This is a genomic window from Streptomyces novaecaesareae, assembly GCF_000716875.1.
In the GTDB taxonomy this organism is placed as follows: domain Bacteria; phylum Actinomycetota; class Actinomycetes; order Streptomycetales; family Streptomycetaceae; genus Kitasatospora; species Kitasatospora novaecaesareae.
Genome location: NZ_JNWQ01000080.1, coordinates 1 through 13,246, shown reverse-complemented (window position 1 = coordinate 13,246; position 13,246 = coordinate 1). Strand labels below are relative to the sequence as shown.

The 13,246-nt window shown below is 75.2% G+C and carries 11 protein-coding genes; 5 read left to right on the top strand and 6 right to left on the bottom strand.

The window, feature by feature from the left end; all coding sequences use genetic code 11:
* Positions 1-50: 50 nt before the first annotated feature.
* Genes OP86_RS35180 through OP86_RS25715 form a run of 5 tightly spaced genes read left to right on the top strand, consistent with a single transcriptional unit; the run spans position 51 to position 5,189 of the window.
* Positions 51-1,043 carry a UbiA prenyltransferase family protein gene (locus tag OP86_RS35180; RefSeq protein ID WP_051830626.1) on the top strand — a complete coding sequence of 331 codons (993 nt, stop codon included), beginning with the start codon at positions 51-53 and terminating at the stop codon, positions 1,041-1,043.
* Positions 1,037-2,188, top strand: coding sequence for an endonuclease/exonuclease/phosphatase family protein (locus OP86_RS25730; RefSeq protein WP_051830624.1), 1,152 nt, complete (start codon positions 1,037-1,039; stop codon positions 2,186-2,188). Before OP86_RS35180 ends, OP86_RS25730 begins: the two co-directional genes overlap by 7 nt.
* 55 nt (positions 2,189-2,243) lie before the next feature.
* Positions 2,244-3,218: a glycosyltransferase family 2 protein gene (locus OP86_RS25725; RefSeq protein ID WP_033333411.1), complete on the top strand. Its 975-nt coding sequence runs from the start codon at positions 2,244-2,246 to the stop codon at positions 3,216-3,218.
* Between the two features lie 38 nt (positions 3,219-3,256).
* Positions 3,257-4,255, top strand: coding sequence for a lysylphosphatidylglycerol synthase domain-containing protein (locus OP86_RS25720; protein ID WP_030057159.1), 999 nt, complete (start codon positions 3,257-3,259; stop codon positions 4,253-4,255).
* Positions 4,230-5,189: an aldo/keto reductase gene (locus OP86_RS25715; RefSeq protein WP_030057160.1), complete on the top strand. Its 960-nt coding sequence runs from the start codon at positions 4,230-4,232 to the stop codon at positions 5,187-5,189. Before OP86_RS25720 ends, OP86_RS25715 begins: the two co-directional genes overlap by 26 nt.
* Positions 5,190-5,286: 97 nt before the next feature.
* Here the strand turns inward: OP86_RS25715 and OP86_RS25710 are convergent, their stop codons facing one another.
* The 6 genes from OP86_RS25710 to OP86_RS25685 form a co-directional block, all read right to left on the bottom strand.
* Complete coding sequence (locus OP86_RS25710) at positions 5,287-6,264, bottom strand: helix-turn-helix domain-containing protein (RefSeq protein ID WP_030259365.1); 978 nt, start codon at positions 6,262-6,264, stop codon at positions 5,287-5,289.
* A gap of 163 nt (positions 6,265-6,427) precedes the next feature.
* Positions 6,428-8,023: a protein kinase domain-containing protein gene (locus OP86_RS25705; protein WP_051830621.1), complete on the bottom strand. Its 1,596-nt coding sequence runs from the start codon at positions 8,021-8,023 to the stop codon at positions 6,428-6,430.
* A 12-nt stretch (positions 8,024-8,035) separates the two neighbouring features.
* Positions 8,036-10,276 carry a bifunctional polysaccharide deacetylase/glycosyltransferase family 2 protein gene (locus tag OP86_RS25700; RefSeq protein ID WP_078589152.1) on the bottom strand — a complete coding sequence of 747 codons (2,241 nt, stop codon included), beginning with the start codon at positions 10,274-10,276 and terminating at the stop codon, positions 8,036-8,038.
* A 144-nt stretch (positions 10,277-10,420) separates the two neighbouring features.
* Positions 10,421-10,579 carry a hypothetical protein gene (locus OP86_RS36890; protein WP_157849838.1) on the bottom strand — a complete coding sequence of 53 codons (159 nt, stop codon included), beginning with the start codon at positions 10,577-10,579 and terminating at the stop codon, positions 10,421-10,423.
* Positions 10,580-11,481: 902 nt separating this feature from the next.
* Entirely contained in the window at positions 11,482-12,477 is a 996-nt protein-coding gene (locus OP86_RS25690) for a hypothetical protein (protein WP_030057168.1), read from the bottom strand.
* The gene (locus tag OP86_RS25685; protein ID WP_033333406.1) at positions 12,474-13,205 is read right to left on the bottom strand and encodes an RNA polymerase sigma factor; all 732 of its coding nucleotides are present in this window, start codon (positions 13,203-13,205) and stop codon (positions 12,474-12,476) included. The genes OP86_RS25690 and OP86_RS25685 overlap by 4 nt, the downstream gene beginning before the upstream one ends.
* Positions 13,206-13,246 lie beyond the last annotated feature (41 nt).

The following is a 13,246-nucleotide window of genomic DNA, read 5'->3' as shown; positions in this document are numbered from 1 at the left end:
GGCCGTTGACCGCTGCTGACCGTGAAGGTCCCACCGTGAAGGGAACGCAAGTGAGTACTGCGAGCGAGTACCGGGAGGGCGTCGCCTACCCGCCGGTCCATCCTCCCGACGGGGACACCGGCCGCCCGCCCGCCGACCTCCCGGAGGAGCCCGCGCGCGGCTCGCTGGTGCGCGGGCTGGTACGGCTGGTGCGGCCGTACCAGTGGTCCAAGAACGCGGTCGTCCTGGTGCTGCCCCTGCTGGAGTCCGGGACGGCGCCGTGGCGGGCGGTCGCCGGGGCGCTGCCCGTGCTGGTGCTCTTCGTCCTGGCCTCCTCGGCCACCTACGTCGTCAACGACCTCGCCGACCGGGAGCGGGACCGCCGCCACCCGGTCAAGCGCCACCGCCCGATCGCCTCCGGAGCCGCCCCCGTCCCGGCCGCGATCGTGCTCGGCGCCGCCCTCTACCTCGCCCTGCTGGCGGGCTCGGCGGCCGTGGGGGGCGCCGCGATCCCGGTGCTCGCCTACGCGGTGACCAACATCTGCTACAGCTTCGTCCTCAAGCACGTCTCGGTGGTCGACGTGTTCGTCATCGCCACCGGCTTCGTACTGCGGGTCTGCGCGGGCGCCATGGCGGCCTCGGTCACGATCTCCTCGTGGTTCCTGCTCTGCGTCTTCTCGGTCTGCATCCTGCTCGGCTTCGGCAAGCGCCGACACGAGCTGACCTCGGTCCAGAACGAGCCCTCCGAGCTTCACCGGCCGGCCCTGCGCGCCTACTCCGTGCCGTTCCTCAACAGCATGGTCACCTTCGCCGCGTCGGTGACGGTGCTCGCCTACGTGTCCTTCCTGCAGAGCGACGCCGCGGCCGGCGACATGCGCCAGCTGCGCATCCTGCTCTCCACCCCGCTGGCGGTCTTCGCCATCGCCCGCTACCTGCAGATCCTGCTGGTCAGCGGAGAGGGCGGTGAGCCGACCAGGACCCTCTTCACGGACCGGACGATGCTCGCGGTGGGCGGACTCTGGCTGACCGGCTTCGCCGTCCTCCTGGCGGTGCAGTCATGGTGAGCCTCCGTCGACTCCCGGAACCGAAGCGCTCCTGGTTCCTCGACCGGGCCGCCACCTGGCCGGTCCGGCTGCTGGCCGGGGCCGCCGTCCTCTGGCTGCTGTTCTGCCTGCTCCAGGAGGCGCTGGCCGGGCGGGTCTGGTTCTGGGTGGTTCCGGGGGCCGCGCCGCCGCCGGTGCTGCTCGGCGTCCCGGTCCTGGTGCTGCTGGCCGCCCTGGCCGTCCGGCTGCGCCGCAGCCGCAGCCGGGTCCGCTGGCCGGCCCTGATGGGCGTGCTCTCGCTCGCCGTCGGGCTGGACCAGTCGGGGCTCACCCTGGCCGCGGCGACGGCCGACCGGACGGTGCCGCCCGGCGCGATCCACGTCGTCGCGCAGAACACCGAGTACTGGGGCTCCGACGTGGACCCGGACCGGTTCTACGCGTACCTCAAGGCGCAGCACGCCGACGTGTACCTGCTCCAGGAGTACCTGCACTGGGACGAGTCGGCCGGCGCGGACGGCGCCCGCGAGGTGGACGACACCGCCCGGCTGAAGCGGGAGTTCCCCGGCTACCAGGTCGTCACCCGGGGCGAGTTGGTGACGCTCTCCCGGTTCCCGGTGGTGGCGCAGCCGCCGGTCGGCCCGGACCGTGCGCTGCGGGCCGGCGGGGACGACGACTGGGCGCACGCCTTCGCCGGGGCCAAGGTGCTGCGCACCGACCTCGCGGTGGGCGCCTCGGTGGTCTCCTTCTACAACGTCCACATGCTCGTCCCGGTCGCGTACGGGATGCCCCTTCAGGACTTCCCGGCGGACGTGCACCGCCGGCAGCGGGACCGCAGGGCGCAGTTCGACGGCCTGACCGAGGACGTCCGGGCCAACGCCAACCCGCTGTTCATCGCCGGGGACTTCAACACCAACGCCGGCATGGGCGACCTCAACGGGCTGCGCGGCATCACCCAGGACGCGGCGGACGCGGGCGACACGATCCTGCCGATGTCCTGGGACGCCGGCAGCTGGCACGACTGGTGGCGCTTCGACTGGGCGTTCACCGCGCACGGCGCCCGGGCCCACCGCTACGCGCTGAGCAGCCCCGAGGGCACATCCGACCATCTCCGCCAGGACGCCTGGATCTCCACATCCGGGCCCGCTTCGGGAGGCACGCATGGCTGACGCACGACCCACGGCTGACGCAGGACCCACGGCTGACGCACGACCCACGGTGTCGGTGATCATCCCCAACTACAACTACGAGAAGACGATCGCAGCGGTCGTCGAGTCCGTCCTGGCGCAGACCCACCCGGTGCACGAGGTGGTCGTGGTCGACGACGGCAGCTCGGACCGCTCCCCGGAGATCGTCCGGCGGTACCCGGACGTCCGGCTCGTCACCCAGCCCAACGGCGGGGTGTCCGTCGCCCGCAACCGGGGCGTGCAGGAGACCACCGGGGAGATCCTGTTCTTCCTGGACTCCGACATCGCGCTGGAGCCGGACGCGGTCGCCAACGCCGTGGCGCTGCTCCAGGAGCAGCCCGACCTCGGCTGCGTCCACGGAGTCGTCGGCAAGCGGGCGCTGTTCGACGACGGGCCGGTGGAGCGCTACCGCGTCCTGCACGAGCACTGGTGGCGCCGGCGCGCCACCGGCCGGGTCCGCACCGTCTTCTTCGCCATGTGCGCGATCCGGCGCGAGGTCTACGAGGAGGTCGGGCCGCTCGACGAGACGCTGCGCGAGTCGGAGGACGTGGAGTACAGCGAGCGGCTGTCGGAGAAGTACCCGATCCTGCTGACCGAGACCGTCGCCGGCCGGCACGACGACGAGGACCGGCTGGGCGCGATGCTCACCGAGCAGTACCGGCGCTCGCAGCTGCTGGTGGCCTTCGCCGGCGCCCACCGCTTCAGCCCGGGAGCGCTCAAGGCGAACCGGATGCCCGGCGTCCTGGCCACCGCCGTCACCTGGGGCTCCCTGCCGCTGCTGCTGCTGTCGCGCAAGGCGGCCCTCGGCCCGGCGCTGGGCCTGGCCTGGTTCGCGGTGGCGGACCCGGGGCTGGCGCGGTTCGTGATCAGGGACCGCGGGCTGCGGTACTACCCGGCGTTCGTCGGCTACCACTTCCTGCTGCACAGCGCGCTGGTGGCCGGGGTCGCGCGGGGTGTGGTGCGGGCGCTGACCGAGCGGGACTTCCGGCGGCCGCGGCACGGGGCGTCATGACGGACGCACCGGAAGCGGGCAGTTCCGAAGCGGAGCGTATGGCGGCGCCGCGGGCCGCCCGGCCGGGGCGGCGGCGCCTGCTGACCGCCGTCCTCCTGCTGGCGGGCGCCGCGGGCCTGTTCGCGGTGGCCCGCAACGACGCCTGGAGCCTGGTGGCCGCCATGGCGGACGGGCGCTCGCTGGCGCTGCTGGCGGTGTCCGTGCTGGCGAACGTCGGCGGGCTGCTGCTCGGCCTGCTGTCCTGGCGTGCCGTCCTGGACGATCTGGGGCCGCCCGTCGGCCTGTTCGGCAGCGCCCGGATCTTCTTCTGCGGGCTGCTCGGCAAGTTCCTCCCGACCCCGGTCTTCGGGCTGCTCGCGCACATCCAGCTCGGCGCCGAGTACGGGGCGACGGCCGGGCGGATGGTCACCACCTACGTGGTCAGCCTGGGCATCACCATGCTGACCGCCTGCCTGGCGGCGCTCGGCATCGCGCCCGCCGTGCTCGGCGGGAACACCTGGTGGCTGGCCCTGCCGGTGCTGCTGCTGCTCTGCTTCGTGGTCCGCCCGGGGCTGATCGGCGCGTCGGTCGAGTACGGTGCGCGGCTGTTCCGCCGCCCGCCGCCGACCGCGCGGGTCTCGGCCCGCGCGGTGCGGGTCTCGCTGGTCCTGGCGCTGCTGTCCTGGTTCTCGGCCGGCCTGCACCTGTGGCTGATCGTCCTGGCCCTGGACGGGCCGGCCGCCCGCTCGCTGCCGGCCTGCGTCGGGGGCTTCGCGCTGGCCACCGTCGCCGGGACGCTGACGATCGTGCTGCCGGACGGCCTGGGGGCCCGGGAGATGGTGCTGGTGCTGTCGCTGTCCACGGTCGTCCCGGTCTCCACCGCGGGCGCCGCGGCGATCGTCTCCCGGCTGGTCTGCACGGTGGCCGAACTGGGCACCGCCGGGGTAATGATTCTGCTGACCCGGTCGCGGCGGGCCCGACCCCCGGGCGCGGCCGGCTCCACCACCACCGACCCCCTGGGAGGGAAGACCGATGCACTATCGCAGCCTCGGCGTTGACGGACCGTCGGCGAGCGCGCTCTGTCTCGGCGCGATGACCTTCGGCACCACTGTCGACGAGGAGACCGCGACGGCGATCCTGGACCGGTTCACCGAAGCCGGCGGGACGTTCGTCGACACCTCGAACAACTACGCCTTCTGGGCGCCCGGCGCGAACGGCTTCGAGAGCGAGGAACTGCTGGGGCGCTGGATCGCCCGCCGCGGCAACCGCGACGACCTGGTGCTCGCCACCAAGGTCGGCGCCCGCCCGGTGCCCGGGCTGCCCTTCCCCGAGCACATCGAGGGCCTGTCCGCCCGCGCCGTGCGCGAGGCGGCGGAGGGCAGCCTGCGCCGCCTCGGCACCGACCGACTGGACCTGTACTACGCGCACGTGACCGACCCGGCCACCCCGGTCGAGGAGACCATGGGCGCCTTCGCCGCGCTGGTGGCCGACGGCAAGGCCGCCGCCCTCGGGTGCAGCAACCACAGCGCCGCCGAGCTGGAGGACGCCAACAGCCTCGCGGCCGACCGGGGTTGGCCCGGCTACCGCTGCGTCCAGCAGCGCCACAGCTACCTGCGGCCCCGGCCCGGGGCGGACTTCGGCATCCAGAAGCACGCCGACGAGGCGCTGCTCGCCCACGTCGCGCAGCGCCCGGAGCTGACGCTGCTCGCCTACTCGCCGCTGCTCGGCGGCTCGTACTGCCGCCCGGACCGGCCGCTGCGCGAGGAGTACGAGTGGCCGGAGACGAAGGCCCGGCTGGCCGTGCTGGCGGAGGTCGCCGAGGAGACCGGCGCCACCGTCAACCAGGTCGTGCTGGCCTGGCTGATCGGGCATCCCGTCCCGACCGTCCCGGTCGTCGGCGCCAGCTCGGTGGCCCAGTTGGAGGAGAGCCTGGCCGCCCTGGACCTCGTGCTCGACGAGGGGCAGCGCCGACGGCTGGACAGCGCGGCCTGACGACCGGCCGACCAGCCGACCAGCCGTCGGGGCCTGTCGTGCGGGACAGGCCCCCGGCCCACCGGGGGGACGGCGGCCACCTACCGGAAGAGCCGGCTCACAGCCACCCCTCCTTCGCCGCCCGGACCCCCGCCTCGAAGCGGCTGCGCGCGCCGAGCCGGGTCATCAGCTGGGAGGCCATCCGGCGCACCGTGCGCAGCGACAGGCCGAGGCGCCGCGAGGCCACCTCGTCCGTGCAGCCGATGCCCAGCAGGAGCAGCAACTCCCGCTCCTGGGGCGTCAGATCGTTCTCGTCGCGGCGCGGGTCCTCGCCGAACGGCGTGCCGGCCGCCCAGAACTGCTCGAACAGCAGGGCCAGCGCGCTCACCACGCCCGGGGTCCTGACCTCCAGCGCGCCCGCGCGGGCGTCCGCCGGGTCGATCGGGACGAGCGCGGTCTCCCGGTCCACCACGACCAGCAGCAGCGGCAGGACGGGCACCGTACGGGCCTCGCCGCCGAGCCGGGTGAACCAGCGGACGTACTCCAGCGTCGGCTGGTCGTTGCGGAAGCTCTCCTGGTAGATGCTCCTGATCCGCACCCCGCGCTCCAGCGCCTGGCGGTCCAGCGGCTCGCTGGCGTCCATGGTGTCCGGCAGTTGGGCGCCGCCCGGCACCAGGGAGAGGCACTCCCGCTCGGCGGTCGAGGCCAGGTCCTCCAGCCGCTTGCGGACCATGTCCAGCCCCTCCAGCCGGTGGATGATCTCGTGCCGCGAGGCCCGGTTGGCGTTGAACCGGGCGCTCAGCGCCGTCACCGCCTGCTCGGCGGACTCGATCTGCCGCTGGCGCCGGCTGAGGTCCGCGGTGGCGCGCGAGAGCAGGAACCCGAAGCCGACGTCCGGGTTGAACGGGACGACGTCCCGGCAACTGTCCTCCAGGTGCACCAGGTCGAGCTCGGCCAACTGGTTCAGCGCGAACCGCACCCGGTCCTCGCTCCACCCCAGCCGCTCGGCCATGTCGCCGACCCGGAATCCCGGCTCGTCGACGAGCAGCCGGTACACGGCCTCGGCAGACGGCTCGATCCCCAGAACTTCCAGCACAGCAATTCCCCCGTGTGATCACCGTCCGGTTCTCCAGGGAGGCTAAGCCAGCCCGCCAGGTAGGTCTATACCAATAGTGTCCTACGCCCCAGGCGCCCGGCTCCGTCCCGCTCCTACGACAGGGTTGCCCACAGGCTGTGGACAACCCGACGGCCCCGGCCGCTCAGCCGTCCAGGTTGTCCGCCGTCGCGTGGAGGGTGGTGAACAGGGCCGAGAGGCGGGCGTTCCAGTTGGCGTTGGTCAGCGGGTCGATGGAGTGCTTCTTCCCCAGGTCGTGGATCACCTTCTGGGCGCCCTTCAGCTCCTGCGCCGCGTCGTCGGGGTTGCCCTCGTTGAGGCGGGCGGACGCGGTGTCCAGGATCCTCAGCAGCTCCGCCTGCTTGTCCCGGTCCTTGGCGACCTGGGCCTGGGCCACCGCCTGGCGGAAGGACTGCAGCTGCAGCGCGGCCGACTGGTTGCGCGGGACGGCCTGCGTGGGCGCGGGGAGCCCGGGCGAGGTGGCGGCCGCGGTGGGCGTCGGGGCGGTGGCGGACGCCGCGCCCGGGGTGGTGGGCGCGGCGGCCGCGGCGGGCTTGGAAGGCTTGGCGGCGGCGTTGCCGGGCGGCTCGTCGAAGGCGGTGAGCACCAGGGCGATGACGCCGGCCAGCCCGGCGACCCCCAGCGCGCCGAGCACGAGGGGCTTGCGGCGGCTGCCCCGGGCCGGGGCGGCCTCGGGAGCGGGCGCGAACCCGGACGTGAGCCCGGACGTGAGCCCAGTCGCCCCCACGGCCGGCGCAGCGGCGGGGATCGGCGCCATCACCGAGGTGGCGGCCGCGGGCTGCGGCGGGAGCAGGGTGGTGTGCTGCTGGTTCGGCGAGGCGGACACCGGCGCCGGGACCGGCGGCAGCAGCTGGGTGGCGGCGGCGGTGGCGAGCAGCTCGGCCGTCGGGTCGCCGACGACCAGCCCCGGGACGGTGGCGAGCAGCTCCGCCCGCGCGGCGGTGGCATCGGCCGGGCGGTCGGCCGGGTTCTTGGCGAGCAGCCGCAGCACCGCCGCGTCCAGGGCGGGCGGCAGGCCCGGGCGCCGCGCGGACGGCGGCAGGGGCTGTTCGCTGACGTGCTTGAAGGCGATCGCCACCGGGGTCTCGGCGGTGAACGGGGTCTGGCCGGTGAGCATCTCGGTCAGCACGCAGCCGACCGCGTACAGGTCGGTCCGGCCGTCCAGCGCCGAGGCGGTGGCCTGCTCGGGCGAGAGGTAGGCTGCCGTGCCGAGCACGCTCGCGGTCTGGGTCAGGTTGCCGGAGGAGCCGGCCCGGGCGATGCCGAAGTCGACGACCTTCACCCCGCCGTCGTCGGTGATCATGATGTTCCCGGGCTTGATGTCCCGGTGCACCAGCCCGGCCCCGTGCGCGACCGCCAGCGCCTCGCAGACCGCCGTCGCGATGCCGACGGCGCGCTCCACCGGCAGGGCCGGCTGCTGCGCCAGCAGGGCGGCGAGCGAGCGGCCGCTGACCAGCTCCATGACGATGAACGGGGTGCCCTCGTCCACGCCCGAGTCGAAGACCATCACGATCCTCGGGTGCACCAGCATCGCCGCGTGCTGCGCCTCACGGCTGAACCGCTCGGCGAAGCGGGGGTCGTCGGCGAGGCCGCCGTTGAGGACCTTCACGGCGACCTGGCGGCCCAGCACCCGGTCCACGCCGCGCCAGACGGTGGCCATGCCGCCGACGCCGAGTATCCCGACGAGTTCGTACCGCCCGTTCAGCGCCCGTCCGATCACCTGGAGCTCCCCTCACGTGCCCTGCCCGGGGTTCCGGGCCGCCTCGTGCACCCGTGCACGATAGCCGTCGTCGGCCGCGGCAGCGGGCCCGGCGGCGGGCGGGACCGTGAGGCTGCCGTAGCGCTGCATCCGCTGCCAGCGCAGCCGGGAGCCGGCCAGCGCCGTGAACACCGACTGGATCACCACCAGGTACATCAGCTGCCGGTACACGAACTGCTGCAGCGGCAGGCTCCACAGCGGCCCCAGCCGCTCCTTGTCCAGCCGGAACGCGTACACCCCCATCAGCACCTGGACCAGCAGGAACGCCGCCCACAGGCCGATGATCCGGACCGGGTCGAGGAAGGCCAGCCCGTACAGCGCGAACACGTCCACGACCGGGGCGAGCAGCGGCAGCAGCACCTGGAACATCAGCAGGTAGAGCAGGCCGCGCCGGCCCAGCTTGCCCGCCTGCCCGCGCTGGGAGAGCGCCCCGCGGTGCTTCCACATCGCCTGCAGGGTGCCGTAGCACCAGCGGTAGCGCTGCCGCCACAGGGCGCTCAGCGAGGCGGGGGCCTCCGTCCAGGCCTTGGCCCGCTCCTCGTACACGACCCGCCAGCCGTCCCGGCACAGCGCCATGGTGAGGTCGGTGTCCTCGGCCAGGGTCTCCTCGCCGACGCCGCCGACGGCCAGCAGCGCGGAGCGGCGGAAGGCGCCGACGGCGCCGGGCACGGTGGGCATGCACTCGGCCAGGTCGAACAGCCGGCGGTCCAGGTTGAAGCCGACCACGTACTCGATGTGCTGCCAACGGCCCAGCAGGCCACCGCGGTTGACCACCTTGGCGTTGCCGGAGACGGCGCCGACGGTGGGATCGGCGAAGGGCTGCACCAGCATCCGGACGGCGTCCGGCTCGAAGACGGTGTCACCGTCGACCATCACCAGCAGCTCGGCCCGGGCGGCCGCGATGCCGGTGTTCAGGGCGGCCGGCTTGCCCGCGTTCTCCTGCCGGATCACCCGGACGTACGGCAGGTCCAGCGACTCCACCAGGTCGGCGGTGCCGTCCGTGGAGCCGTCGTCGACCACGATCACCTCGACCGGGTGGTCGGAGGCCAGCAGCGAGCGGACGGCCGGCTCGATCCCGGCGATCTCGTTGTAGGCCGGGACGATCACGCTGACCGGCTCGGTGACCGGCGGGCCCCAGCCGCGGCGGCGCAGCCGCTTGTGCCGGCGGGCCGCGTACAGGACGACGACCGCGCGCAGCACGCTGACCGCGCCCGCCGCCCAGAGCAGCCAGCCCAGCACGGCGAGCACCCAGCCGCCGCCGCGCAGCAGCCAGACCAGGGCCAGGCCCTGCCAGTGGTCGCCGGCCCCGGCCGGGTGCACCGGGTTCGGCAGGCCGACGGCCTCGCTGACGGTGGTGAAGCGGAAACCCCGGCCCTGCAGGGCGGTCAGCACGCCGTCGAGGGCGGCGACGGTCTGCGAGCGGTCGCCGCCCGCGTCGTGCATCAGCAGGACCTGCCCCTGGTCGCCGGGCCCGGCGGTGGCCGCCCTGACGATCTCGGACACGCCCGGGCGGCGCCAGTCCTCGCTGTCCCGGGTGGTGAGCACCGTCAGGTAGCCCTCCCGCCCGGCCTGCTGGACGGCGGACCAGCCGGGGTCGTCCACGGCCTCGGCGGTGGACGAGTACGGCGGCCGCAGCAGCGAACTGGTGACGTCGGCCACCCCGGCCAGGGTCAGCTGCGCCTCGCGCAGCTCCAGGGAGCGGCGCCAGGGGGCCGCGGCGCCGAGGTCGGTGTGGGTGAAGGTGTGGATGCCGACCTGGTGGCCCTCGGCGACGATCCGGCGGACCAGCTCCGGGTGGGCGGCGGCCTGGGTGCCGACCACGAAGAAGGTGGCGTGGACGCCGGCCCGGCGCAGCACGTCGAGGACCTGCGGGGTCCAGCGCGGGTCGGGGCCGTCGTCGAAGGTGAGCGCGATCGTGCCGGGCTTGGGCGCGGCCGTACGGGGCTGCCCGCCCGCGCTGTCGATCACCGGGCCGCCGGTGCGGATCGCCTCGGGGACGCCGGCGGCGGAGGCCGGGGCGGCGGACTGGTCGGGACGGTCGTCGTACAGGTGCTGGGTGTAGCCCTGGAACAGCAGGGTGGCGGCCAGGGTGAGCAGCAGGGCCGTCAGCAGGAGCCAGTGCGTGCGCAGCGGGCCCTGGCGGACCACGCCGCGCCGGCCCCGGCGGCTGTTCCGGGCGGGCGGGGCGGCTCTTCGGCGGCGGGCTGTGCTCATCGGGGTGCTTTCCGGGAGGCGGGGAGGCGGGAGGCGCGGCAGGGCATGGCGGAGGGACCCGGCGCCCTCGGGTCGGGCGGTGCGTTCCGGGCGGCGTGAAACGGGCGGTGCGTAACGGGGCCTGGCGGCGTCAGGGAGTCGGCGTCAGGGGGTCGGGGCGGGCTTGGTCGGCTTGTTGCCGGAGTTGCCCGGCGGCGCGGTCGGGCGCCCGTGGCCGGGGGTCGGGGCGGCGGTCGGCCCCGCGGAGCCGTTGCCGTTGGCGCCGGGGGGCGGCGCGGACGCGGTGGGCGCGGGGAGGTCCACGGGGACGGGCGTGGTCGCCGTCCGGCCCGGGCCGCCGGGGTGCCGGCGTGGGGGGCGGCCGTCGTCGGCTCGGCTCGGGCGGGCTGGACGGAGTCCGGGCGCTCCGTTCCCAGGTCCGAGGGCGTCGGCGCGGCCGGGGCGGCCGCCGGGGGCTGCGGCAGCGGCAGGAAGGGCGCGCTGACGGTGGGCCCGCCGAGCACGGTGCTGACCAGCAGGCAGAGGTAGCCGGCCGCCGGGACGGCGAGCAGGAGGCCGAGGCGGCGCACCCGCCGCTGGCGGCGGCCGGAGGAGTCCACGAACACGGGCGCAGCGGTGCTCTCGGCCGCTTCGGCGCCCTCGGCGGGTGCCTCGGCGGGTACCGGGAGGCCGGCGGCGTCCACGGAGTCCGCGGAGTCCACGTACGCCGGGAGGACGGCGGTGTCGGCGGTCGCAGCCGTCACGGCGGCCCAGGCGGTCCCGGCGGCTTCCGGGGAGCGGGGGTAGCCCACGGCCGCCATGTACGCCGGGACGAGGGCGGTCTCGGCGGCCTCCGGGGAAGGGGAGGCGGCCGGGGAACCGGGCAGCGGTTCCCCGACCGCCGGCTCGTGGTCGTACAGGTCGACGGTCACGATCGGGTCCAGGCCCGTTCTGGTCGCACGGGGTGTGCGGCCCGCCCTGACTGCGGGAGGGCGGGCCGCACGTTCCGGGCCGGTCGGCCCGGCGGCGCGTCCGGGGGGTGCGCCTGCCGGTCCGGCCGGGGCCGGCCGGGTGGACGGCTGGCACGGGGGAGCCGACCGGCCACCCGGAGCTTCGGGTGGTACTGCTTCCTGCTTCCTGCCTACCGGCAGGTCCTGCGGGTGGTTCGGTCCGGATGGGCGACGAGCCCGGGGGGAGTCGCTCGCCGCCCATCCGGAGATCAGGGGTTACCTCTCGGCGGTGGAACCGTCGGGATGGTCGGACTTGCTCGGCCGTACGGCCGGCGGGGTGGGCACGGTCGGCAGGGCCGGAGCCGTCACACCGGGCTTGCCGGGCTTGGCACCGCCGTTCGCGTTGCCGTCCCCACCGCCCTTGGTGTCGTTCCCGCTCCCGCTCCCCTTGCCGGCGCCGGGGCTGCTGGTGGCCCGGCCGGGATCGTGCGACTGCCCGCCGGCCCCCGGACGGCTGTCGCCGCCCTGGGCGTCGAGCGCCTCGTCGCAGTACCGCGCCACCTTGTCGGCACCGCCCGCCTCGGCGACCAGCGGGCCGAACTGCGGCTCGGTGACCAGCTGGCCGGGGCGCTCGCCCTTGCCTTCCCGGTCGGTGAAACCGCGGCAGAGCTCGACCAGCGCGGGCGCGAACGGCTGGCCGCCGTGCCCGTCCGCCGAGGGGGTGCCCGGCCTCGGGGACGCGGACGGTCCGACCTGCTGCGCACCGGCGCCGGACGGCTTGACGGAACCGTCCGGTGCGGAGCCTCCGGGCCGGAAGCCCGGGGCGGTGCCGGGGCCCGCCGAACCGCCGAGGGCGCCGCCGCTGAGCGTGTGCTCGGGCTCGGTGGAGCCGCCGCCCAGCGACGACAGGTTCCCCGTCCCGGCGGCGACCGCGACCCCGCACAGCGCAGTGGCCCCGAGCACGGCGGCAGCGGCCTTCGTGCTGAAGGCCCTGGCGAGCGTGGTGGTGGCCATCGGTCGTCTCCGGACGGGGTTGACTACGGGATCGGGCGTGAGACTCGCCTCCCGGAACGCGGCCAGGGCGGCCTCCTCCCCGGCCAGTTCTCCGGCCGTCGCGGGGGCGGCGGCCGCGGCCAGCACCCGGGCGAGCTGCCCGGGACCGTCCGGTCCGGTGAGCGAGGCGTCCTGCCCGGCCGACGGGCCGCCCACGGCACCGCCGAGCAGCTGCTCGGCGGCGTCACGGTCGATCCGACGGGATCGGTTGGTGCTCATCTCATGTCCTTCAGCGTCGCGGCCCGGCGTCCTGTCACACCTTGCGGAGGATTTTTTTTCGCGGACTTCCCCACGGGGTCCGCCGCCGGGTCCGTGGCCGGGTCCGCGCCGCCCGTCGCGGGGCCCGTCGCGGCCCCCGCACCGGCCGGATCGGCCCGTCTCGCGGCGGGGATGCCGACCGCTCCAGGCTGCTCCAGGAGCTTGGCCAGCCGCCGCAGCCCCCGGTGGGCGGCCATCCGGACGCTGCCCGCCCGTTTGCCGAGCACCCGGGCGGCGCTCTCCGCGTCCAGCTCCATGACCACCCGCAGCAGCACCGCCTCCGCCTGGTCGCGCGGCAGCCGGGAGATGAGCGCCAGCGCGTCGGCGGTGCCGACCGTGGCCAGCGCCGCGCCCGCGGTGTCGTCCCCGGCGGCCAGCTCGGCCAGGTACTCGAAGGGCAGGTCGGCCACCGGACGGCGGCGGCGGGCCCGCAGGTGGTCGAGCGCCCGGTGGCGGGCGATGGTGGCGGCCCAGCCGCGGAAGCCGTCCCCGTCGCCGGAGAAGCCGCGCAGGTCGCGGGCGATCTGCAGCCAGGTCTCGGAGGCGATGTCCTCCGCGTCCTGCATGTCCTCCGGCCGGCCGCCGACCAGCACCCGCAGGTAGCGCAGCAGCCCCGGCTGGACGGCCCGGAACAGCAGCCGGAACGCCTCCTCGTCCCCGCCCTGCGCGGCGCGGACCGCTTCGGCCAGGTCGGGGGGAGCGGGGGCCGGGCCAGGCGGCGGGGCGGAGG